Source organism: Limnospira sp. (assembly GCF_051859755.1).
GTDB classification, from domain to species: Bacteria; Cyanobacteriota; Cyanobacteriia; order Cyanobacteriales; family Microcoleaceae; genus Limnospira; species Limnospira fusiformis.
In genome coordinates this window covers 1-23,780 of sequence record NZ_JBIMLI010000073.1, presented here as the reverse complement: position 1 = coordinate 23,780, position 23,780 = coordinate 1, and the positions used below count along the sequence as shown (strand labels likewise).

The following is a 23,780-nucleotide window of genomic DNA, read 5'->3' as shown; positions in this document are numbered from 1 at the left end:
GCATCCACAGCCTCCTCTAGCTTACCGCTCCGCAGCAGTTGATTACCCCTAACTAAATCGCTGACCAATTCGCTGACTCCCCAAACTAAAGCAATGCCGAAACCTTCTCCCATTGTACCACAGCCATAGCAATTTTTCAAGTTTTCTCAGTCAAGAAGGCTTCCACAATCTCGTCATTCAAGAGTCCGAGAAAATTCCCAGCCCGCTCGGGGTGAAACATTTCGGATTTGAGAGTCAGAATTTGCTCATGGGTGGCGTACTCATGCAAATGCTGAAATAAATTGAGTTGCTTTAACATTTTCTGGATTTTTTGCATTAAGCTAACTTGTTGGGGACAAGGACAAACGTTGATGTAATTCTCAATAATATTGGGCAAGGTAAAGCTACAAGCTAAACCATGAGGCACATCAAAATGGCTGGTTAAGGGATAGGATATCGAATGAGCGATCGCCGTTCGGGTTTGACTAATAGCCAGACCCGCCAACAAACTGGCTTGCTGCATTTGGGCACGGGCTTGGAGATTTTGTGGAGAGTCCAATACCTGGGGCAAACCATTTAAAGCCAAGTTCAGACCTTGGGTAGCATAGGCGACACTGATGGGGGTTTGATTGTGATTCCACAATGATTCGAGACAATGAGAGATAGCATCTAATCCTGTATAAAGGGTCTGCTTGGGGGGTAAGCTCAAAATTAACTCAGGGTCTAGTAAAGCCATCTTAGGAAACACTTGCTCGCCCACAATGGAATACTTTTTGTGGGTAGTTGCATCCCAAACCGTGGCAAATGGTGTCACTTCAGCACCGGTTCCGGAAGTTGTGGGAATGGCAATCAAAGGCAGTTGCTCCTCCCAGTGGTGTTTTTGACCCTGACGTAGTACCGTATGCAAAGGTCGTTGTAGCCCACTGGGGAGAGTCACAGCTAGGACTTTGGCTGCATCAATGACACTGCCACCCCCAACAGCCACGACTCCCTGAATATAAGTCTGGCGATATTGTCTGATCACATATTCAAGATGGTCTAATTCGGGATTAGGTGTAACTCCGTGGTACACTTGCCAATGGGTCTGGGGTGCTAAGGTTTTGATGTGGGTAGTAAGACCCCGACGGTTAAAGCCATCTGTGGTTACCAGAAGCCATCGTCCTGGGGAGAGGAGATTAGGCAGTGCCCTCAGTTGCCCAGGTCCGACGATAATTTTTACAGGGTTGTAATGATTATATATTGGCATTATCATATATTTGGGTTTCAATGCTCATCAAAATCAAGTCTATAACTGATGCTTCAAACTCTCAATTTCTAGTTAAACAGTACGCGATACCGTTCGAGATTGAGCGAGTCATAGAAGTGGATTCCGAGCTGTGATTGGTTGGGTGTTGATTCCATCTGTTAGCCATCGGTTGCTACTTTCATAAAAGCTTGTTTATTTTGCTGTGGACTGCTAGTGGGTCGTCCTAAATTTTCGCGGGAACCAGTATTAATGCGAATTTCCAGTAATACCGGACCATCATAGCCAGATAACTCGTTCCAGGCTTGTTTAATACCCGGTTGCTCCGTAGCCTGTCGGTATTGTTTATAGCCACTGGCTAGAGCCACAGCTTTTAAGTCTAGCTGTCCGGCGACTGTGGGCTGGCCGCCAACGGACTCATGGGCGGCATTATTTAAAACAACATGAATCAGGTTTTTTGGCGCTAAACTACCAATAATCGGCACCGCGCCTAAGTGCATAAGCAAGGAGCCATCCCCATCGATACAGACTACGGATTTACGGGGGTTTCCCAAGGCTACACCTAAAGCAATGGAAGCTGTATGTCCCATACTGCCAACAGTCAGAAAATCCCGTTGAGTTTCACCCCGTTGTTGGCGTAGCTCAAACAGTTCTCGGGAGGTTTTGCCTGTTGTAGATACTACTAAACTATCCCCCACTAGGGTCAAAAGCTCATCCAGGGCAGCCTCTCGCTGGAGGGAAGCCTTAAAAGATGATGGCCGCTGTCTTTTTTGATAAGGGGAAAATGTGCCTTTCCTTACCAACAGAGCTACTGGGGCATTGGTAGCTTGGGTTTGGGTGAGAGCATCTTGGATAATTTGCTGAAAATCACTGTGGCCATCTACTATCCAATAGGGAACCCCTAAGAGATCCAGTTGCCCTGGGGTGATAGCCCCTTGTTTAATGTGTTGTGGCTCGTCTTTTACCCCCGGTTCCCCACGCCAACCAATTATCATCACCAAGGGAATTTGGTACACTTGAGGGTCGGTGAGTGAGGTCAGAGGGTTAATGGTGTTCCCTAATCCTGAATTTTGCAGATATACTGCCCCGATTTGGTTGGTGGCTAGGTGATAGCCAGCTACTAAGGCGATCGCATTCCCTTCATTGGCGGTGATAATATGTTCTCCGGGCTGGCTATGGTCGTCTATATAGGCACAGAAGTCTTTGAGCAGGGAATCAGGAACACCAGCAAACAAATGCACGCCAGCTTGACATAAAGTTGTATAAAAGGCTTGGGGGTCTATCATTTTCTGTATTTTTACTTGGTTCCTGGAATAAGTTCTAGTATGTCTTTGATAGGCAACATCTGTGGCTCACACTCTTGAGCGCGCTGATATTTTAAGATAGTTTGAGCGGTATTTACCATGGCTGGGTAAGCACTCCGCAAAAGCTGATTGGCATAGATAACGATGTTCACACCCTGGGCTTGCAGTTCCTCCTCATAGCAACTGTTATAACTCGAAGGCACAGCAATCAGGGGTTTACGATTTTCTAAGCGGTTATAGTCTTGGCAAAATGCAAACACTTCATCAGGGGTTTTCTGACGGCTGTGAATCATGATGCCGTCGGCTCCAGCTTTAATGAAGGCTTGGGCTCGTTCTAAGGCATCATCGAGTCCCTTGCCTAAAATCAGGCTTTCGATGCGGGCAATCAACATGAAATCATCTGTGGCTTGGGCTTGTTTCCCGGCACGGATTTTCTGGCAAAAATTTTCGATGCTATCTTGGGTTTGGGGAACGTCTGTACCCAAGAGGGAGTTCTTCTTGAGACCGGTTTTATCTTCGATGATGACAGCGGAGACTCCTAACCTTTCTAGGGTGCGTACAGTGAAGGTAAAATGTTCCGTTTGACCGCCGGTGTCCGCATCATAAATTATGGGTTTGGTGGTCACTTCGATGACTTCGTTAAGTGTGGTCATACGGGCAGATACATCAACGGCTTCGATGTCCGGTTTCCCTTTGGCTGTGGAATCTGTGAGGCTACTAGCCCACATCCCATCAAATTCTCGACGACCTTGGGGGGTTTCGATGAAAGTGTTTTCAACGATTAAGCCACTGAGGGCGTTATGGATATCTAGGAATCGCAGGAGTGGTTTGGCTTGTAGCATCCGACGCAGAGATTTCAGGCGTACTTCTGGGGTAATGCCGATTTCCCGTAGGGCTCGGTTGAGTTGAGTTGAGGAGATACCTTTGGTATAGGGAACTTCGATAAGTTCGCCGCCCCACTCCGCCAGGGTTTCTATGACCCGCTGACGGGTTTCCCGCTGTACCCCTTCTCGCCAATCGTCCCCGTGAACGACGTAATTGGGTTTGATGCTGCGTAGGTTGGGAACATAGTCGAGGGTGGTTTGGGGAATGACCTGACTTACCCCTTTGATGTTTTCGATCACTTCCCGTCGCTGCTCAAATGCCATGTAGGGGAGGCGTTTGTAGCTGGCGATCGCTTGGTCAGTCAATAGACCGACGATGACTTCCCCATACTGTTGAGCAGTTTTCAGGATGTTTAAGTGACCGGGATGAACCAGGTCCGCACTCATTCCCACATAGACTTTTTTCATTGAGCTTTTCCTCTGTGCTGGGTATGGTTCTTTAATTATTGACTTATTTTAAGCCAGGAGCTGCTCAAGGTCAGCTATTGTGTACTAACTGTTTAGGTCGGTCAAACAATATTCAGGCAAAGCCTGTTCTATGGCCCTAATTTCTTCCTGGTTTTCGTAGGTTTGATGTAAGTAAACATTCTTTTTCGACTCCCAGGGTTTGAAATGCTGGTGTGGTTTATGGGTGCTCAGGTCAAGACCCGCTCTTTGTGCTAACTCTTGGCGATAGGTTTCTGACAGCACAAACTCTTCAAACTGTACTTTGAAGACTTGGCTACTGGTGTTTTGGGTTTTTTCTTGATACTCAGAAACTAGGCTATGCAATTTTCCGTATTGCTTACGCCCACTGTCGATAAACTTGTTCGCATCATCTATAAACCCAGCGTGTTCTCGTTTCAGAGCCACAAAGTTAGATCTGGGGTCCCTAAATGTGCAGAATAATTTAGTATTCTTGAGACAGTCAAGAACCCTGATATTCGCAATATGAACACAGTTGTCCAGCAAAACCATATCACAGTTATGATTGCCAGACTCACCAGATAGTAAGTTGGCAACATCATCAGCAAAAATTTTAAAATTGCTTAGAGTGTCGCCTTTTCCCGCCAGTAATGGAGAGGCGTTACCCATCAGCTTATTAACATTTTCCGAGTAGGTTTTGGCATCCGCACCTAAGCTGAATGTCCTAGCGCCCCCCAACAACTTATATTCTCCTGATGATTTCATGACTTTAAATCCTAAAAGCGAGCCAAAAAAGAATTCTAAGAAACTTAGCCAGTAATCAGTGGCTTTCCCAATCTCATCATACAGTTTCAGTAGTGATAGTGGTCCTTCTAACCAACGTACTTCACCCTTGAGCAATTTGATATTCTTGAATTCTCGAAAGTAATCATATAGGGCACTACTGCCACTCCAGCCCATGCCTGACACCAATATTTTTTGGACAGTTCTGATTTTGCTTCGCTCAAATATATGACCCTGCTCCCGAGAATCACAGATTTTCTGGAACGCTTGAATCCAATTTTCGGATATCTGTGGTTGTTCAAATAATTCCCTTGCGTGTAAGGCAAACTGTTGTTTAGCCTCCAGGAATCGACTATTTTTTGCTAGTTCAAGACAAGCCTGAAATTTGTGAGACATCCCATCACTACAACCAGCCCAAAATTGCTTATGGGTTTCTCCTTTCAAAACTTGTCCTACTGCTGATCTGGCTTTTTGGAACAATTTGAAACTGCCTTTGGTTCCTTGTGAAGATAAGTAATATTGAAAGCTGTTTAAGGAACCCTCATAGTCCTTGGCTTCATAGAGAAACTCGGCGTTGATTTTGTGTGCTTCCACTAGAGATACAGACGATATCTGCTTAGGCTCAGAAGTCTTTCCCTTGCCCTTGGCTTTGTGTACAGCCCGGACGAAACCTAAACGAAAGTCACTTTGGTCGGGCTTTAAAACAAAGGCACGCTGATATGACTCTACAGCTTCCTCTAAACGCCCCAACTTCTCTAAAGTCTCCCCCAGTTTGTAGTGATACCAATGAAAAGTTTGATCATGCGCGATCGCTTTTTGATAAGCCGCTACAGCCTCTTCTAGCTTACCACTCCGCAGCAGTTGATTACCCCTCACTAAATCGCTGACCAATTCGCTGACTCCCCAGACTAAAGCACAGACCATGCCCAAACCGCTCCCTATTATACCAAAGCCATAGAAATTTGTCAATTTGGGTAAGTATCGTGATATGGTATAATCCTCATAATCCTCGGTTATGTCATGGGTGGTTGTGGATTGGGAAGTTAGTTATGAGGAGTAGTCAAGGAATGAGTGCGGGGGAGTTACTGAGACAGGCGAATCAGTTGAAACGGTCTGGGAGGTTGGATGAGGCGATCGCATTACACCAAAGCCCCCCTACCACTACCCTAGCACGGATTACTGAAATCCAGGGAAATGGGGATGAAGTGCGATCGCCTTTTGGTAAGCAGCCACAACCTCCTCAAGCTGATTACTCCTTAGCAGTTTGTTTCCTTGACTAAAATCACTGGCTGTCATATTCAAACTTCAAATTTAAACAATTATCATATATCATAATTATTTAGTCTGTTTCTGAGCAATACCCCAAGCCATAACCTTGTCTTAATCCAGCTAAAACAAACTCACCTCTTCCACGTCCTAGATCCAAGCACATTCCAATTTTTAAATCAATGTATTTCTTGGCTTTATTCATAAAAATACGCCAGCGTTTTTCTCCTCTCTCTATGTTCATTGTCATCTCCTTAAATTTTTTGGAGGGCTACATCGTAGTACATATTTCCTTGTAAAGCAAAAAAGATAAACTTCCAGTTATCTTCTAGACACAACTCGTTAACAGCCTTTGCAACTCCACATTTTGTAACACCAGAAACAGACCAAGATGTATAATCATTACACACTATATATCCATTTTCTTTGACTTTCACTTTAGCCACCTCAAGATCTTTTTTGACATACTCATAATAGTGATTTGCATCAATATATATCCAATCAAAATAATTATCAGGAAATGAAGATAAACATTGAACGGAGTCCATTTCGTGCAACTGAGACACTTTTCTAACATCTTGGTTGTTGAGTTTTTGATGCTCAAATTTTTCAAAACTAATATCTTACAATGTGTAATTCAGATGGGGATGTTAATTCCAAAATTGACCTGGCAAATTCACCTTTATATGTACCTACTTCGCAAACAATGCCTCCCTTAGTCAATTTTTTTAAAAGCTCATATCTATCGGGCAGAATAATACATTGTTGCAGGTGAATATAATCTAATCTGAGAGCATAGTCTATAAATGATCCATACCTTATATCCTACAGCTTTATAGATTCTCGTAATAACTTCCGAGCTTTATTAATCTGAGCTCATAAAATTTGCTGTTCCGATTGAAAATTCGAGTCCATTTTATCTCCTAGTTAATGTCTCTGCTTAATTACTTGGTCGTCAAAAACAACTCATTTTCTATATAAACACTGTATTTAGGCTTTTTTCTAATATAGTTATGATTACTATGCTGATCTTTAAATTCATTGGCAACATTTTTTTTGCCTGTCTCTCTATTATAAATGTAAATTGTCTCGTCTATATATTTTATCCGATTTCCTGCCATCTCCAAAATAGGCACAAAAATAGCCATGTCTGTCGCATACCTAAAATAGTTACCACTTGCATCTTGAAAGTCATCTTTAGAGATGTTTTTATACAATTTGTACTTAAATGTTCTACAATGACACGCACCCCATGGATAGCCTCTATAACTTCTTTTCGCAATTACCTCTTCTGGATACTTTGGACTGACTTTCAAACCCCATTTTTCCTCGATCTGTTTGTTACTTAGTGCGTGCATGAATGGCTCAGATAATTTACCTTTTTCTAATCTTTTTGCACCCCCGTATGTTACCCAGGTGCGTCCATCTGAATAAGCTTCAGCTATCTTTAATAAACTATTTTCATGAGCCAGCCAATCATCTCCGTCAACGTGCACGATAACATCTTCATCTGATATCCATTCTTTTTCAACACATCTTTCTATAGCTACTACTCTAGATTTTAGAGCATACTCTCTCTTTCGATTGACAACTAATTCAAAATTATCACAATTCAAAATTTTTCTAATTTCATTTGAATATTCTTGCTGACAAAAGTCATCCACAACTATACATTTAAAGTTTTTATAAGTTTGCATTTCAATAGATTGCAAACATTTCTGCAAAAATCTCACATCATTGAAAGGAACCACAATAAAAAGTTTGGGTGATTGATGCAACATTAAAGTTGGAACTACTTGATTAGTTAAGGAACGCGGTTCCTGACTGAGAATTAAATTATCTTCTTGTATGAAGTAGCGTTTTAGAGCCATATCTCTGGAATGGTAGTGGAATTCTTCATCCTTATTTCCTAATGTTGAATTGTCATCAAGTTCATCAATGCAATCTTTGAAAAAGGAGGGAATCAAATGAATTCTTTGTTTCTGACCAATCATTGCAGAAACAGCAATATCATCTTCTCGCTCTTTGATTAAAGTAGGTATATCTACATGACGGAAAATATTTTCCGTTCTGGTTGCCATCAATCTACCTTTCACCAGGTGTACTCTCTCTGATCTAATTAAATCTAGATTTTTTCCGCTCCTATATATAAGAGATGGCCCCACACTTCCATATTCATTACCTTGATACCTATATCGACTACGAAGACCCAGCACATGGTCAGCATAACTTTTATTTGGATTGACCACAACGCCTTCCAAACCAATGATTGTTCGAGTATCTTGCTGCTCTTCTAAGCACCTGACAATATTTGCTATGGTCTCATGATGCGTAATCATAAAATCATCGTCATGAGTCATAATATATGGTGTTTTTGCATACAAAGCCATAAACCATCTAGGAGAACATCCTTGATTTTGTGAGGCTCTGAATACCAAATCAATGTTGGGGAAAAAATTATTAATATTAGAAGAGTTGTCCCATAAAAATATCTCTACTGGAATTGTCTGGCTTCTCAAACTTTCAACAATTTTAGGAATATTGTGATATCTTTTAAAATTGAGAAGGAGTATTGTTATTTTAGCCCTGTTTGGATTGTCAGTGATCGACCTGTTAAACAGACTTGTTGTGGACTTATATTCTCTCTTCCTATTTAACTCTTTGATAGCCTTATAGGAAGAATCCGCTGCAAGATTCACAGCTTTTGCTTCGGAACTATCAACAGTCGTTACTGGTCGCACTACCCCTAACTTAGGATGAATTCCACCCCCCTGTTCTTCAGCGTTTTCGGCTTCGTCAACCCGTCCCACCTGCCGCAAAACCCGGCTTAAATTCACATAAGACCACGCCGCCTCTGGCTTCAATTCTACCGCGCGCCGATAAGCAGCGATCGCCTCATCAAAACGTCCTAACTTCTCCAGCGCCTCCCCCAAATTTTGGTAAACCAAGTAAAAGTCCCGGTTTTGACCGATCGCTTTTTGATAAGCAGCGATCGCCTCCTCCAGTTGGCCATTACGGAGAAACTCATTACCTCGGCTAAAATCGCTTGCTGACATATCAAATAGGTATAAGAGACAGGGAACAGGTTTTGACACACTAGATTGTAATGTAGATCGGCGCACCTGAAAAGTTCCCGAACCGAAAAATTTTGTACACCCCCACCCCAAGTCACAAACCATATCCCTTGTGTAAGTCCCATAGCTGCTACCATTGAGCGTATAGATACCCCAGTCGCGTTTATTGAGAAAACAAGTTTGTCGATCGCTAAAAGGACTTAATTGATTGAATATTTTGATTGTTGGTGCTAGTGGTGGTATTGGCTATGGGTTTGTCGAGATCTTGTTACAAGACCCAGCAATTGACAGGGTTTATGGGACTTATCGGCGTTGGGAGTCCGCCCAAGACTTGTTAAACTTGGCCAGTCGGTATCCCCAGCGTCTCGTCTGTCTGTCCATGGATATTACCCAAGAATCTGATCTAGTCGTCGCTTTGGAAACCATTAGCCATCAAACCAGAGAATTAGACCTCGTGGTTAATTGTATCGGGATATTGCATCGTGTAGGGTTGCAACCCGAGAAGAGTTTGCGACAAATTAATAGCGATCGCCTCATCGAGTATTTCCAGGTTAATAGTATTGGCGCAGTATTGTTAGCCAAACATCTGTTACCCTTTTTCAGTAGCCCGCGCCGCCATGTTTTCGCCACAATTTCCGCCAAATTAGGCAGTATTGGCGATAATTATTTAGGTGGATGGTATGGTTATCGCGCCTCCAAAGCCGCTTTAAATATGTTCATGCGAACCGTTGCGATCGAATATTCCCGCAAAAGTCCCCAAACCATTGTCGTCATGCTACACCCAGGGACCACAGACACACAGCTTTCCCAACCCTTTCAAAAAAATGTCGCACCCGAAAACCTATTTTCAGTTAATCGAACTGTACAACAACTCTTAGACGTGATTAACCGCCTAGAAATCAGTGATAGTGGTCAGTTTCTGTCCTGGGATGGGACAAATTTGCCCTGGTAGTAACTGAAAAACCTATAACAACTATGTTAAACTCGCTTAATTCCGTAGTGAAGTATTCATTCTATAATGAATCGATCTCACTCAACTTCAAAATAATAGTTTTAGAATTTGGTATCCCCCTGTGATTGGAATATCCCTCCCGGAATACCTGGCGACTATGGCTGTAGTTGCACCTTTGTTAGGAAATGTCTGGATAGATGTGCTGATTTTGCTGTTCATGTTGGTATTATCGGGATTTTTTGCCGGTTCAGAAACAGCTATCACAGCCTTAGATAATCTCAAGTTGCGGGCGCTAATTCGAGAACAAGGTGATCCCAATCGGATGTTTACCCTGGTTTTGGAGAAACGGGCGCGATTTATTACTACTCTTTTGGTCGGCAATAATTTAGTTAATAACTTCTCCGCAATTCTCACCAGTAATTTATTTGCTATTTGGTTAGGTAATGCCGGGTTGGGAATTGCTACCGCTGTCGTCACCTTTTTGCTGTTGGTCTTTGGAGAAATTACCCCAAAATCTTTGGCTATCATCAACGTTCTACCTATTTTTAAGGCAGTTATTCGTCCCATTTACTTGCTGTCTATTCTCCTGTCTCCCGTTATTTATCTGTTTGAAACGATCGCCCAAAGTATTATCCGGTTAGTTAACCGGGGCGCTGTACAACCCGGTTTGTCCGTCCAGGAACTACGGTTAATGATTGAGATTTTAGGGGGTCGCGGTCAACTCGACTGGCAAAAACATCAACTGTTAAATAAAACCCTGGTCATGGATTATCTCATGGCGCGGGAGGTCGTGAAACCCCGTATTGATATGCGGACTATTTCCCATCAGGCGACCGTCGTTCAGGTCATAGATTTGTGTTTGGAAACTGGTTATTCTCGTATTCCCGTCCAGGGAGAATCAAAAGATGAAATTGTCGGGATTGTGCATTTGAAGCGGGCGCTACAACTGATGCGCTCAATTAGTGCTGATAGCCCGCCGCCATCCGTCACAGAAGCCATGATTCCCCCGGTTTATGTACCGGAGACCAAAAGGGTGGGTAGCTTGCTTACAGAGATGTTACAGCAGCGCTTACACATGGCGATCGTTGTTGATGAATATGGGGGGACAGTTGGCTTGGTCACTTTGGAGGACATTTTAGAGGAGTTGGTCGGGGAAATTTACGACGAAAGTGATTTTCCCAGTCGGATGGCCCGCAATAAACCTATGAATTCTTCCCCCTCCCGTTCCGGGTCCTCTGGCTTACCCTGGATTAAACATTGACCAGTTATCTGGCCATTAATTCGGGTTTCAGGAAAGCGAAAGTTATTTTTGGTATTCGCTCAAACCCTTGACAGGTAAGGGTTTTGGGATTTTAAAAAAAAAGTTTTCCCAAACACTAGCTTTTTTTGAGATTTGTGATACAATTATAAATTGTTGAATAAATGGGTCGGTGCCCGAGTGGTTAATGGGGGCGGACTGTAAATCCGCTGGCTACGCCTACGCTGGTTCAAATCCAGCCCGGCCCACTTGCCCTTGTAGCTCAGTGGTAGAGCACACCCTTGGTAAGGGTGAGGTCACGAGTTCAATCCTCGTCAAGGGCTTATTATTGCTTAATATTTCCGTGGACGCAAGCCATACCTTGTCTATGCCATGGTAAAACTATGATACACTGGTCACGGGTGAATCTACAGAATTGGTATTGACAAGTATCCTGGGTTATAATTATAGTTAATGAAAATACTGTTGATTGGGAATTACCTACCAGATGCTCAACAAAGTATGCAGCGCTTTTCGGCTGTCATGGAGAGCGAGTTAAAAAAAGCAGGTCATGACGTGCGCTTACTGCGTCCTGAAGCCAAGTTAGGACAGCTTAAACCTGGCGGTAGTGGTGTAGGAAAATGGTTAGGATATATCGATAAGTTTATCATGTTTCCCCCTACATTAAAAGAACACTTAGCCTGGGCTGATGTTGCTCATATTTGCGACCATTCCAATGGATTTTATACCCGCTACTTACAAAAAATCCCCCATATTGTTACCTGTAATGATTTACTAGCCGTCCGGTCAGCTTTAGGAGAAATCCCCGAAAATCCCACCCGGTGGACAGGTCGGCAACTTCAACAAATCATTTTGAAAGGGTTAAATCAAGCTCAACGAGTAGCCTGTATTTCGGAAAAAACCAGAGAGGATTTACTGAGGATTAGCGAACTAGAACCCCAGGCGGCAACTACTATTTATATGGGGTTAAATTACCCTTATCGCCCCATGTCAGAAACTGAATATAAACCCAGGCTGGCAAAATTAAAAGTTCCCGAAAATAGTTCTTTTATTCTCCATGTAGGTGGTAATCAATGGTATAAAAATAGGTCAGGAGTTGTCAAAATCTTTGCCCATCTTCAACAAAAACTGGCCAAGGGCGATATTTATTTAGTGATGGCGGGAGCCCCCTTTACTGAAGAATTACAACAACTGATCACAAACTATGAATTAGAACCATTAGTTATTCCCTGTGTTAATATCGATAATGAAGACCTCCGCGCTTTATACTCGGCGGCGATCGCTTTACTATTTCCATCCCTTCAAGAAGGGTTTGGCTGGCCGATTATTGAAGCCCAAGCCTGTGGCTGTCCGGTGTTTACATCCCATATACCTCCTATGACCGAAGTGGGGGGAGAGGTAGCGATTTATATTGACCCTAAGAATCCCCAAGAATCAGCCACTAAAATTCTGGATTCCCTCAATATAATTAAGCCAGACCCCCAACCATTATTTGATAATGCCAAAAGATTTACTACGGAGAAAATGATTAATGAATATATAGGTTTGTATGAACAAGCGATCGCCGCTTCGGGAAAACTTGGGTAAAACTAATGTGGAAAAATTCACGAAATCACCTATAAAATTATGGCAAAAGTTTTACATATTATTCCTTCAGTGAGTCCCATTAGAGGCGGGACTAGCGTTGCTGTGATCGAGATTGTTCAGGCGCTAAGAAATTGTCAGGTAGAGGCGGAAATTCTCACCACTAATGATAGCGGTCCGGGAGTGTTAGAGGTTCCCTGTGGTGAGTTTATAGATTATCAGGATGTACCAGTTTTATTTTTCCCGAGATGGTCTCCCTCCGTTCCAGCCTTGTCTGAATATGCGATTTCTCGGCAACTTATGCAGTGGCTAAATGCCTATATTAAGGGTTATGATTTAGTGCATATTCACTCCCTATTCTCCTATGTTTGTACATTTGGGGCGAGGAAGGCGCGACAGAAATCAATCCCCTATGTGATTAGTCCTCACGGTCATTTTTCCCCCTGGGTGATTAATCAAAAGCGGCTGAAAAAAAATATCTATAATTTCCTGTTGGAAAATGCCAACTTAAAAAAAGCGTCTCTGATTCATTGTACCACTAGGTTAGAACAAAAATATGTGGGTGATTTTGGTATTGATGCACCCACGGTTAATATACCTTTAGGAATTCATTTCCCGACGGCTTATCCTAACGCTAAAATAGCCCTGCGTGACAAATATAATATTTCGGTTGGTATCGAAACCCCGATTATTTTGTTTCTGTCCAGGATTCACCCCAAAAAACAACTTGATTTTTTGCTGAAAGTTTTGGCTAATATCCAGGGAGAAAATAACTTTCATTTGGTGATTGGAGGGAGTGGAGAACCTGCTTATTGTCAATATATTGAGGGAATAATCAGCAGCCTGGGATTAGGGGAAAAAGTGACATTTACAGGTTTTGTTAGCGGTGAGGATAAACAACTTTTACTCTATGGCTGTGATTTCTTAGCATTACCATCTTTGGGGGAAAACTTTGGTATTGCGGTGGCTGAAGCTATGGCGGCTGGATTACCTGTAGTGATTACCCCGGAAGTTGAGATCGCGGTAGATGTAATTGAAGAAAATGCTGGTTTGGTTGTACCGGGAACCCTAGACCAGTGGGAAAGTGCTTTAAAGCAGTTAATTAATACACCGGATATCAGGCGAGAAATGGGTAATAATGGACAAAACTTATCTCGACAGCGCTATAATTGGAATGTGATTGGTCCTCAGTTTGTGGAGGCTTACAATTCGATTTGTCAGCCCTAAAATCGGGAAGGCGATCGCTTTATACTTAATCAGTAACTATTGGATGTTATCAAAACTATGAATCTTCCTAAAGTCTCTGTAATTATTCCCACCTATGGACGCGAAGAATTATTGCGGAATAGTTTATCTGATGTGATGAATAATGATTACCCCGATTTAGAAATTTTGGTGGTTGACCAAACGAAAAACCATGAACCGGAAACTCAAGAGTATTTAGAAAAGTTTTCCAAATCCGGTAAAATTTCCTGGTTTAAACTGGACTGGGCTAGTTTACCGGGGGCGAGAAATTATGGGGTGCGACGCGCTACGGGAGATATTGTAATCTTTATTGATGATGATGTTACACTTGAGACGAGTTTCGTCATGTATCATGTTCGCAACTATCTTGATCATCCTGAAATTGGCGCGGTAGCGGGTCGGGTATTAACCCCAGAACATTTACAGGGAACCCACAAACAACCGACTTTTGATTATCTACCACCAGAGGCGAGTGATCCGGGTATTGCTTGGTATTATTTGGATGTGGTTAATACTATTAAACCTCAAAAAATTATTAGTGGTCGGGGGTGTAATATGTCTTTTAGGCGATCGCTTTTTACTGACCATGGAATTTGGTTTGATGAACGATTTAGGGGTAGCGCGGTTCGTGAGGAGTCGGATTTTTTCTTGGATATCCGAAAAACTGATTATCAGATTTGGTATGACCCAGAAGCTGTTTTAGTGCATATTGGGGAACCCACCGGAGGCTGTCATGATATTAGTACCCGGTCTTTAGAGTACCAAATTACCCATTATCATAATCATTTTTTGATGGCATTTAAGCATTTAACCTGGAAACAATCCCTGCATTTATATATCCGTTTATTTGACTGTCATGTTCTCGGACATCCCCCTTGTAACAAAAGTGGCGGGTTTACTAAGATTATAGCGAGGGGGATTTTCTATTTCTGGGGATTTTTTCGTGCCATTTGGACTCAAATACAAGGACTGTGGAATGATGGACAGATTTACACGCGCCAAGACCCCCAAGCTATGTCTGGGGTTAATTAAGAGTGATTAATTGGCTTGAAATTCAGTCCTATAAACGGGTTCACCACGGTTAAGGGTAGCGATTTCGCGCTCGGAAGCGACGGGTAGGGGGTTCTCTGTTAACCAATGTTCTGAGAGGAGATGAAAGCGGGGATTTTCCTTAAAGCGATCGCGCATTTCGAGCGCCACAGTTTCCACGTCCGAGGCTAACAATACCCAACCACCGGACACCATAAACTTGGCTAAATCTTCCACCAGTTGCGGTTGTACTACTCGCCGCCGTTGATGCTTGCTTTTAAACCAAGGGTCAGGAAATAAAATACTAACTGTTTTGATAGTTTCCGGGGGCAAAGATGCTAAAATTGAGGATAGGGAATAGTTAGCATTACCGAAAATATAGTGTAAATTAGTTAGCTGTTTTTGGTCACGCCAATGGTTGGCTTCTTCCACTAAAGGCTGACGTATTTCTATCCCCAAAAAATTCTGATATTCTTGGATTTGAGCCAGTTTCCATAAAAACCTACCCCTTCCGCATCCGATATCAATATGGAGAGGTTTGTTAATATCAGTATATATCTCCGACCAATTCGGGGTTTTAACAGAGAATTGAAATTTCCGCGCTAAAGGGTTAACGTGCTGACGAACCCGAACTCTTGCCAATGTTTACACCTCCAATTAAAAGCCATTAACTATTAATTAATGATTGTAATAGTTCCCCATGAACTTGGGCGCGATCGCTCAGAGATTCAATTTGCACAGGGTCAAGGCGATCGCCATTAGCATAATGTTCAATCCAGGCTTTACTAATGATATTGGCATCGTCGGGAATTTGGGAAAGTTCCCAACCGGGAAAGTCTAATTCTGCCATTAAATGACTCACTTTCGGATCGTAACTAATAGCAAAACAGCGACATTCCTGGGAAGCGGCCATAATTAAACTATGCAGTCGCATTGATATAGCCATTTCCACCCCCTGAAATAATCCCCGCAACATTTGAGGGTCTGTTAATTTCAGAATTTGGCTATGGTAAGGAATAGCCTTATGGATTAACTCAGCGATCACCAAATCTTGGGATAATTGAAACGGAACCAGTAAAATATAGGTATCCGTCGCCTGCTGAAAAGACACCAAAGCCCTAGTTAAAATCTCTAACCGTTTTGGGGTCAATAATGGATGCGATCGCCAGGTAACAGCCACTCTAGGCGCTGGCAAATCCCACAGCCCTGGTACAGGTTTTGGGTCGAGAGCCCACACGGGATCAGGAGCTAAGGTAAACGGAATTTGCCAATCTGTCAATAGGGCAGCCGAACCACTATCACGGACAGTAACTAGATTACACCCCGCAAAAGCCCTTTTTGCGATAGCGCGGGTAATCGGACGCTGGAGAGGACCAATACCTTGAGACCAAGCAATCGTCCTCAATCCCATCTGTTGAGCTAATCCCATCAATCCCGTATAATATAATGGGCTGATGGCGCTGGTGACATCTTGAATTAAACTCCCACCCCCCCAGATAAACCAATCAGCAGCCCGCAAAACTTTCAACACCTGAAAGGCATTTCGGCGATCGCAGGTTTTAACTCCGTATTGGGTCTGAGTTTGGCTAGGGTTTCCCGATAAAGCGATCGCTTCTACCGCATCGGGTAGCATCTGTAATAACGAAGCCAAAAGCGCCTCATCACCGCCATTCCCCTCCCCATAATAACCACAACAAATAGCCCTTACCATCTTGCTATTCAAACTTGAACTGTTCTTGTACCGTTAAATATACCGATATCCAATAATTCGTCAAATCTCATCAGGCAATAATTAGGGAAGACCCCCAGACTGCTGCTGGCTATGTCTGCTTGGTAGAATTCATAGCAATTGATAGCAGCATTTACATATCCCCCAACTCTCAGTATTGCACCCCAGTAGCTGTCAAAAGATATTAACAGACTCCATTATCATAACACTCAGAGGGTCGTCTTTGTTGAACCTCCGGTAGTGGTAACTCGTAGGGGGATGTATTTTCACTCCCCCAAAATATAGATTCTGTCTTCACCGGGAAAGATAAGACCTCAGACTGATTAAAAACGGCATTTGGGACCCCCGGGATGGCCAAAAACAGGGGAAATGCCATCATCAGCATTTGGGTTTGTGATTTAATGTTACTCATGATTTGAACCTCGCCTAAGCTGAACTTGATTAAAAATAGGCAAACCGTCGAGGGTTTTGTATCTTACTTGTTTCATTTTTCCAGTTAGAAATGAGATAGCAGGATTTTCCTGAAATAGGGAAAGAACACGGTTTAATTGGGACTTGGGCCCAGGGGGGTTAATTTAATCCTTGCCAACTTTCTATAATTCCATTATGATGGAGCGAACTCCCAATCATCATCTGCCGTATGACAGTTATTGCTGAGGCTGAAGGGCTGATGAGTAGGTGCTAGGGTCATGGGGTGATTGGGTCTAATGGTCAACATAACTCGGAATCATTAAATAATGATGTAGCCGGGACTTGCTCTGATCAGGCGATCGCCCCCAAGGTAAAAAATGGAGTCAATCAGAGAAATTTATGGTAGAGGACTTTCATAAGCTAAGTTTAGCTCTATTTAGTGGTAAAGGAGGTGTGGGTAAAACCACCCTGGCTTGTGGGTTAGCCCTCCATTGGGCTAGTCAGTTTCCTGATGATCGCATCCTGCTACTATCAACAGATCCAGCTCACTCCCTAGGAGATGTGCTACAAATGCAGGTAGAGAACACCCCCCACCATGTCGCAGCCATGGCTGATTTTGTTCCTCTGCCTAACCTGAGTATCCGCGCCCTAGATGCCCATATACTCCTCAAAGACTTTAAGGAACGCTACGGAGATACCTTACAATTGTTGGTGGAACGTGGCAGTTTTGTAGAAGGCGAAGACCTTACCCCCGTTTGGGACCTCGAATGGCCGGGAGTTGATGAGTTGATGGGTTTATTGGAAATTCAGCGCCTCTTTGACGAAAACCTGATCGACCGGGTAGTGGTGGATATGGCTCCCAGTGGTCACGCCCTTAACCTTTTGGGGTTAATGGATTTTTTGGATAATTTGTTAGAATCCCTCGAACTATTCCAAGAAAAACATCGCACCATCGGCAGTTCCTTTACTGGTAGCCACCGCCAAGACGAAGGAGATGAGTTTTTAGATGAAATGCGGGACAAACTCGCTTCAGGACGCGCTAGGCTGCAAGATGCTGACCATACCTCTTGTTTCTGTGTGGCTATTCCTGAACCTATGAGTTTATTTGAAACCCGGCGATTTTTGGAGTCTCTACAAACTCTCAAAATTCATCTGGGTGGGGTATGGATTAATCATATCGTGACCGAAGCTGTTGATGGCGATCGCTATCGTGAACAGCAACCCCTCATGGCTGAGTTTATCAAAATCGCCGCCGATCAGCCTATATTTCTAGTCCCGGAATTAGACACCGAACCCCTGGGAGTTACCGCCTTAAATAGCTTATTTGCTCAAACTAAGCCTTTGGGTAACGATGACCAATTAGCTATCATCACCCAAACCGAAAACCAGCCCGTATCATTGGTGACATTCCCTGATGCTCCTAAATTACCAGATTTTCTGTCCTTGGGGCGGCGTTTAGTTATTGTCGGGGGAAAAGGTGGTGTGGGTAAAACCACTGTTGCTGCTGCTATAGGTTGGGCGATGGCAGAACGTTACAGCGCGCGCCATGTTAGAATGGTATCTATTGACCCGGCCCATTCCTTGGGTGATGCCTTCGGTTGTCAGTTAGGACATCAAGCCCTTAACATTACTGATAACCTTAGCGGTCAGGAAATTGATGCTGACCAGGTTCTCGATAGGTTTCGCTCAGACTATCTCTGGGAATTGGCGGAAATGATGGGGGGAGATTCTGGAGACCCTGATGCTAATCTCAAACTGGCTTATGGACCAGAGGCTTGGCGGCGCATTGTTTCCCAGTCTCTCCCAGGACTTGATGAGATGTTGTCTCTGGTGGAGGTGATGGAGTTATTGGAAAGCCACGAACAAGATTTGATTGTATTAGATACTGCTCCCACGGGTCATCTATTGCGGTTTTTGGAGATTCCTACCGCTATGAGTGATTGGCTGGCTTGGATTTTTAAGCTGTGGATTAAATATCAGAATGTCTTGGGAAGGGTTGAGTTTATGGGACGGTTGCGAACCTTGCGCCAGCGGGTCGTGAAAGCACAAAAACGTCTGGCTGACCCCGAATATACCGAGTTTATTGGAGTTGTTCAAAATCGCGAGGCTATTCTAGCAGAAGCTGAAAGATTAGTCGAATCTGTCCGGGAACAGTCGATCGCCCAAAATTACATCGTACATAATCGCGCTGAATTGGGTAAGGCAATTTCAGGCGATCGCTTTGGGGAATTGGCGATCGTTCCTTTACCTAATTTACCTCGCTGTGTTGAGCCGATATTCCGCATTCAAAAAGCCGCTGAATTAATCTTTTAACAGCACCCTAAATGCGATCAACACCGAACCAAACCACCCTAGACGGCTATATATATGCCGCCACATTTTCCCATGCTGTTATCATAAGTCAATCTCCGAGATTTGTCAATAGGCAATCTGGCAAATTAGGGATTATTCTATAAATGGTGTATTAATCAATCCAAGGAAGGAATGAGCCATGGTTAAGGGTAATCTTCTGAGTCGATGGTGGGGAGTAACGATGATGGGGATAATGATTAGTTTAACCGGGAGTATTAGTCCGGTGTCTGTCCTAGCTGAATCCGACTCTTCCGACCCCTCAGAAACCTATACAACTATTATGGATTGGTGTCTGAATAGGGAGAATTTATCCCCAGATGCTAGATATACCGTACAACTGATTTTGAGGGAAGCCGGAACCTTTAACTGTGCGAGAGCTAGTGAAAACTTGCTAAATTTAAATAGACTAGATCTAAACACCAGTTTAATTAGGGATGTTGCGCCTTTAGGAAGTCTCACCAACCTAACGGAATTAAGATTGATGAATAACCGAATCTCAGATATCAGTCCTCTCGCGAATCTGACGAACCTGGAAAATCTGGATTTAAGTTACAATCTACTCACCGATGTTAGTGCTTTAGGGGAACTCATGAATCTGAGAGTTCTTAACCTGAGTTATAACCAAATTAATGATGTTAGTAGCCTCAATAATTTATCAAGACTAAATGAGTTAAATCTCAATCACAACAACATCTCTAATATCAGTTCCTTATCTTCCCTAGAACGCATCACTTATTTATTTGTCAGACATAACCCAATTGCAGACCAGACCTGTCCGATTTCGCCGAGATTTATCTGTCAGTTTTAGTTGTTAGGGAAAGGATAATTTCCGATTGATTGACTGAGATTACTCAAAGTTTTTATAAACTTGGCGAAATTGTAAAATCAAGCCGAGGGTGACTTGTTTCATCACCTGGTAGAGAATGGATATAATCACAAATGTAATCATGATGACTAGCAGCGGTTTTCGGCTAGTCAAATCATTCAAAGTCTCGACCATAATCACATCTGGTTGAGTCACCAAGTCCCAACTATTAAATCTTTGAAAACGTCCTAGATATACACCGATCGCACAGAGAAAATGAACGAGAAACTCAGCCGGGATTACCCATTTTTTGGCTCCTTGTTTAACTAAATAGTGACCCTGATTAATTAAGGAAATGACATAGGCTTGAAATCCCATGAGAATTGCGAAGACATGAAGGGGGATAAAAAACAGAGTAATAACCCAGACAGAATATCCGGCTCTGGTGGCTCTAATTAAGTGGATAATATCGGTGAGTAAATAGGGTGCATTAGGCAAAAAAGCGATAAAAACCACTAAAGTAATCCACCACAACCCAGACCGAGAGATATTTTTGCGCCGAAACAGAAAAAAGCTGAGAACTAGGGGAATAAACGCTAAAAACAGATTCCAAATAATCCAGCCACTATGTCGATTAAAAGCATCTAAAGCACCAGCGAGTATAGCTTCCATGATATCTTAACTTCCTCCGTTAGTGAAATTCAATCAAGCTCGCGCCATGCTAGAGAATATTATATCTAACTAATCATGATGGCCACAGGATTTTAAAAACCGTTGAGGGATGGTGGTCTGACTCCCCCAATGTAGGTGTAAATAGGAACAGTGAACATTAGGAAGAGGGTTCCAACCTTCGGGGTGAGTTTCTGGGAGGCTGTGATAGCGAGAAATGTCATAGATAGGGTTAGGGGGTTCTTCGGTTAGGTGGGAATGGTGGAATTGATGACCGCAGACGGTATCTCCTGAAGATAGTAGGGGTGTTTCTCGTAAGACTTTCCCTTGATAATATCCTAAAGTCAATCGTTTTTCCATAATAGCGGTAGTAGGAAGAATTCCGACCATAGACCAGGCTTGTTGATTAAAGTCGATAATTTGATCACATAAATACATTAACCCCCCACATTCTGCATAAGTAGGAATACCGGAGTTAATGAGCGATCGCACTTGTTGAATAGCGGGTTGATTTTGACTTAAAGACTCAGCGAATACTTCGGGAAATCCGCCGCCAAAATACAGACCATCAACGGGTTCGGGAATGGTTTGTGTTAGGGGACTCCAGGAGATTAATTCGGCTCCCAATTCTTGCAATAAATCGAGGTTATCAGCATAGTAAAAACTGAAAGCGACATCACGAGCGATCGCTATTTTCACGCGGGGAATTTTCACGGGAATCTCTCGAGGTTCTGGGGTGAGAGTTTCCGCAGTCAATAGGGGAAGTAGTTGTGACCAATCAAAACAATTAGCGGCTAATTCTGTCAGTCGCTTTAAGAGGATATCAAGATTAGAAATTTCTTGGGTGGGAACTAATCCTAAATGGCGGTCAGGAATGGTAATATTATCCTGGCGGCGCACGACACCTAAAATCGGCAAATTCAGAGGTTTTAAGGCGGCTTTCAGTAAATCCAGATGGCGATCGCTTCCGACTCGGTTCAGGATGATACCGGCGAATTTTAGCCGAGGATTTATGGTACAATAACCATGGGCGATCGCCGCCACAGAACCGGATAATCTAGCGCAATCAATCACTAAAATAATCGGCAAATTCAAGCATTCAGCAATATAAGCAGTTGAGGCAAAATCAGAGTTAAATTCTGTGGATTCCCACCCGGTAGGAATACCATCAAACAACCCCATAACTCCCTCAATAACTCCTAATTGAGAGCCACTAATATGGCGCTGAAAACAGGATTTAACATAATCTTCTGAAGTCAGAATTGGATCGAGATTTCGACAAGGTTTTTGGGTAACATACTCATGAAACATCGGGTCAATGTAATCAGGACCCACCTTAAAAGATTGCACATCAAAATTGTGATGTTTCAGATAAGCTAAAATACTGAGCGTAATTGTGGTTTTACCTACGCCGCTGCGTTCTCCCGCAATGATAACAGTCATGAAAAATCTACCTATTTCGACAATTTTTTAAGCATTATTTACGATTAAGAATTACCCGGATCAACGGAGAAATCCTCAACTTGTTGCAGCATAATTTGTTGTTCAAATAGATCTGGATATTCTTGAATCCAGTCATCAACTAAAAAATAAAAAGATATCCAGCAACTCATAACCACATGACCCAGGATTAATAACAGAAACGGACCACTAATTAAAGGGGGAGTTGGTCGCAGTTTAAATTTAGCATCAATCAACTGAATTAAAAACACAAAACAAGCGCAGATAATCGGCCAAACAGTTATGGCAAATGTGGGTAACTGTTCAGCAGTTTCCTGATCAACTAATACGGTAATTAAAGTTCCGGTAATCCAAGGACTTAGGGAAACACCACGAATGATAAAAGGATGTTGATTGGTGCGCCAAGAAATGCCAGCAGTTAGCAAAATCCAACTCAGGTTGGCTATGGAGTTACTGCGTTCGATGTTATCGGTCAGCAGGCTAGAAACTAACCAAGCCAATAGACCGACTATGACTACACTTTTCCAGTGATATAACTTAGGTGGCTTAACGGTATTTACCACGGAAGTGACATTTTTAACTAAGGGATGTTTCAGGGGATTATCCATTATGATGAAACCTCGTTAGCTTGCAGTACAGTTAAGGCTATAATACACACATAACTAATGGTGTGTGCGCGGACAAGAGAGCGAATAATGATTTGAGTCTCCTGACTCATGGAAAAAATCAGAGGACTTTGAGATTTTTTGGGGTCAGGCTTGTCTTGTTGGGGGGGGATTTCGCATAAAAATTTATACAAAGCAAATCCATTAACTTTAATGGCTAAATATAACAAAAAATAAACCATCGTAATGAGGAGCAAGGTTAGAGACAATTGGGGAGTTTCTCCGACCAGAAGATACACGATAAAATCTTTCTGAACAAAGTCAGGAATCACTCCCTTTATTATAAAAAAGCTCATAATTCCGACGATTTCTGCTAACAAATTAATGGCGGCTGCATATTCGACACTTTTGCGGGGGGACAAATTCAGATAACCACTCAGAAGCCATGATTCAAGGGTAATCACAATTAACAAACGACAAAATCGGGTGAGGATTGTCCGTATTCCAATGGTGACAGCAGGTAGCATGAAGCGTGGACTCCATTAAGATGATAAACTTAATCTATCATTAAGTTGGGAAATGATTAACATTTGCTGTACTAGGGTACACCAAAGCTATTTTCGTCAGCACCCCCGGCTGAAGCACGGGGGCTTCGTGCCCCCCGATTTCAGGTAGCTGACCAGCTTAAGCCTTAACTGGCTACGTGAGCGAGCAAGAGTTAAAGTTCCTACCCTGGAATGCG

The 23,780-nt window shown here is 42.9% G+C and carries 22 protein-coding genes and 2 tRNA genes; 10 read left to right on the top strand and 14 right to left on the bottom strand.

Annotated features, from left to right (window positions below):
- Nucleotides 1–136 precede the first annotated feature (136 nt).
- The 4 genes from ACTIE0_RS13880 to ACTIE0_RS13865 all read right to left on the bottom strand — a co-directional run bounded on the left by ACTIE0_RS13880 (nt 137) and on the right by ACTIE0_RS13865 (nt 5,522).
- A complete protein-coding gene (locus tag ACTIE0_RS13880; protein WP_439516921.1) occupies nt 137–1,225 on the bottom strand; it encodes a phosphonoacetaldehyde reductase in 1,089 nt (362 codons plus the stop codon).
- Nucleotides 1,226–1,383: 158 nt separating this feature from the next.
- The gene (gene aepY, locus ACTIE0_RS13875) at nt 1,384–2,508 is read right to left on the bottom strand and encodes a phosphonopyruvate decarboxylase (RefSeq protein WP_006670253.1); all 1,125 of its coding nucleotides are present in this window, start codon (nt 2,506–2,508) and stop codon (nt 1,384–1,386) included.
- A gap of 11 nt (nt 2,509–2,519) precedes the next feature.
- Nucleotides 2,520–3,818 carry a phosphoenolpyruvate mutase gene (gene aepX, locus ACTIE0_RS13870; RefSeq protein ID WP_315663245.1) on the bottom strand — a complete coding sequence of 433 codons (1,299 nt, stop codon included), beginning with the start codon at nt 3,816–3,818 and terminating at the stop codon, nt 2,520–2,522.
- A gap of 84 nt (nt 3,819–3,902) precedes the next feature.
- Nucleotides 3,903–5,522 carry a tetratricopeptide repeat protein gene (locus tag ACTIE0_RS13865; RefSeq protein WP_006670485.1) on the bottom strand — a complete coding sequence of 540 codons (1,620 nt, stop codon included), beginning with the start codon at nt 5,520–5,522 and terminating at the stop codon, nt 3,903–3,905.
- A gap of 125 nt (nt 5,523–5,647) precedes the next feature.
- On the opposite strand from ACTIE0_RS13865, the gene ACTIE0_RS13860 reads away from it, so the two are divergent.
- On the top strand, nt 5,648–5,878 hold the full coding sequence (locus ACTIE0_RS13860) for a hypothetical protein (RefSeq protein WP_235677595.1): 231 nt from the start codon (nt 5,648–5,650) through the stop codon (nt 5,876–5,878).
- A gap of 59 nt (nt 5,879–5,937) precedes the next feature.
- Here the strand turns inward: ACTIE0_RS13860 and ACTIE0_RS13855 are convergent, their stop codons facing one another.
- From ACTIE0_RS13855 to ACTIE0_RS13845, 3 genes are all read right to left on the bottom strand, one after another.
- Nucleotides 5,938–6,108 (bottom strand): hypothetical protein, encoded by a 171-nt coding sequence (locus ACTIE0_RS13855; RefSeq protein ID WP_006670487.1) that lies wholly within the window; start codon nt 6,106–6,108, stop codon nt 5,938–5,940.
- Between the two features lie 10 nt (nt 6,109–6,118).
- On the bottom strand, nt 6,119–6,484 hold the full coding sequence (locus ACTIE0_RS13850) for a class I SAM-dependent methyltransferase (RefSeq protein ID WP_280949150.1): 366 nt from the start codon (nt 6,482–6,484) through the stop codon (nt 6,119–6,121).
- A 324-nt stretch (nt 6,485–6,808) separates the two neighbouring features.
- On the bottom strand, nt 6,809–8,920 hold the full coding sequence (locus tag ACTIE0_RS13845) for a tetratricopeptide repeat protein (protein ID WP_150105371.1): 2,112 nt from the start codon (nt 8,918–8,920) through the stop codon (nt 6,809–6,811).
- A 226-nt stretch (nt 8,921–9,146) separates the two neighbouring features.
- On the opposite strand from ACTIE0_RS13845, the gene ACTIE0_RS13840 reads away from it, so the two are divergent.
- From ACTIE0_RS13840 to hpsN, 7 genes are all read left to right on the top strand, one after another.
- The gene (locus ACTIE0_RS13840; RefSeq protein WP_006670490.1) at nt 9,147–9,890 is read left to right on the top strand and encodes an SDR family NAD(P)-dependent oxidoreductase; all 744 of its coding nucleotides are present in this window, start codon (nt 9,147–9,149) and stop codon (nt 9,888–9,890) included.
- A 121-nt stretch (nt 9,891–10,011) separates the two neighbouring features.
- Entirely contained in the window at nt 10,012–11,151 is a 1,140-nt protein-coding gene (locus tag ACTIE0_RS13835; protein ID WP_039933738.1) for a hemolysin family protein, read from the top strand.
- Nucleotides 11,152–11,314: 163 nt separating this feature from the next.
- Nucleotides 11,315–11,396, top strand: a tRNA-Tyr gene (locus ACTIE0_RS13830).
- 3 nt (nt 11,397–11,399) lie between these two features.
- Nucleotides 11,400–11,471 (top strand) — tRNA-Thr (locus ACTIE0_RS13825).
- A gap of 130 nt (nt 11,472–11,601) precedes the next feature.
- Entirely contained in the window at nt 11,602–12,735 is a 1,134-nt protein-coding gene (locus tag ACTIE0_RS13820; protein ID WP_006670492.1) for a glycosyltransferase family 4 protein, read from the top strand.
- Nucleotides 12,736–12,774: 39 nt separating this feature from the next.
- Entirely contained in the window at nt 12,775–13,959 is a 1,185-nt protein-coding gene (locus tag ACTIE0_RS13815; RefSeq protein WP_006622348.1) for a glycosyltransferase, read from the top strand.
- A 57-nt stretch (nt 13,960–14,016) separates the two neighbouring features.
- On the top strand, nt 14,017–15,009 hold the full coding sequence (gene hpsN / locus ACTIE0_RS13810; RefSeq protein ID WP_006670493.1) for a hormogonium polysaccharide biosynthesis glycosyltransferase HpsN: 993 nt from the start codon (nt 14,017–14,019) through the stop codon (nt 15,007–15,009).
- Between the two features lie 6 nt (nt 15,010–15,015).
- Here hpsN and trmB read toward each other — a convergent pair whose 3' ends face one another.
- The 3 genes from trmB to ACTIE0_RS13795 all read right to left on the bottom strand — a co-directional run bounded on the left by trmB (nt 15,016) and on the right by ACTIE0_RS13795 (nt 17,147).
- Complete coding sequence (trmB, locus tag ACTIE0_RS13805) at nt 15,016–15,648, bottom strand: tRNA (guanosine(46)-N7)-methyltransferase TrmB (RefSeq protein WP_006622352.1); 633 nt, start codon at nt 15,646–15,648, stop codon at nt 15,016–15,018.
- Nucleotides 15,649–15,673: 25 nt separating this feature from the next.
- Nucleotides 15,674–16,717: a polysaccharide pyruvyl transferase CsaB gene (csaB, locus tag ACTIE0_RS13800; protein WP_006622353.1), complete on the bottom strand. Its 1,044-nt coding sequence runs from the start codon at nt 16,715–16,717 to the stop codon at nt 15,674–15,676.
- Between the two features lie 202 nt (nt 16,718–16,919).
- On the bottom strand, nt 16,920–17,147 hold the full coding sequence (locus tag ACTIE0_RS13795; RefSeq protein WP_006619796.1) for a hypothetical protein: 228 nt from the start codon (nt 17,145–17,147) through the stop codon (nt 16,920–16,922).
- Between the two features lie 398 nt (nt 17,148–17,545).
- Between ACTIE0_RS13795 and ACTIE0_RS13790 the strand changes: the two genes are divergently transcribed.
- Together ACTIE0_RS13790 and ACTIE0_RS13785 are read left to right on the top strand one after the other, a co-directional pair.
- Nucleotides 17,546–19,459 (top strand): ArsA family ATPase, encoded by a 1,914-nt coding sequence (locus ACTIE0_RS13790; protein WP_006622355.1) that lies wholly within the window; start codon nt 17,546–17,548, stop codon nt 19,457–19,459.
- A 178-nt stretch (nt 19,460–19,637) separates the two neighbouring features.
- Entirely contained in the window at nt 19,638–20,306 is a 669-nt protein-coding gene (locus tag ACTIE0_RS13785; protein WP_006622356.1) for a leucine-rich repeat domain-containing protein, read from the top strand.
- A 39-nt stretch (nt 20,307–20,345) separates the two neighbouring features.
- Here the strand turns inward: ACTIE0_RS13785 and ACTIE0_RS13780 are convergent, their stop codons facing one another.
- The 4 genes from ACTIE0_RS13780 to fraC all read right to left on the bottom strand — a co-directional run bounded on the left by ACTIE0_RS13780 (nt 20,346) and on the right by fraC (nt 23,565).
- Nucleotides 20,346–20,975 (bottom strand): DUF1361 domain-containing protein, encoded by a 630-nt coding sequence (locus tag ACTIE0_RS13780; RefSeq protein WP_006622357.1) that lies wholly within the window; start codon nt 20,973–20,975, stop codon nt 20,346–20,348.
- A gap of 69 nt (nt 20,976–21,044) precedes the next feature.
- Nucleotides 21,045–22,415 (bottom strand): cobyrinic acid a,c-diamide synthase CobB, encoded by a 1,371-nt coding sequence (locus ACTIE0_RS13775; RefSeq protein WP_006622358.1) that lies wholly within the window; start codon nt 22,413–22,415, stop codon nt 21,045–21,047.
- 44 nt (nt 22,416–22,459) lie between these two features.
- The gene (locus ACTIE0_RS13770; RefSeq protein WP_006622359.1) at nt 22,460–23,041 is read right to left on the bottom strand and encodes a DUF5357 family protein; all 582 of its coding nucleotides are present in this window, start codon (nt 23,039–23,041) and stop codon (nt 22,460–22,462) included.
- Nucleotides 23,041–23,565 (bottom strand): filament integrity protein FraC, encoded by a 525-nt coding sequence (fraC, locus tag ACTIE0_RS13765; RefSeq protein WP_006622360.1) that lies wholly within the window; start codon nt 23,563–23,565, stop codon nt 23,041–23,043. The genes ACTIE0_RS13770 and fraC overlap by 1 nt, the downstream gene beginning before the upstream one ends.
- Nucleotides 23,566–23,780 lie beyond the last annotated feature (215 nt).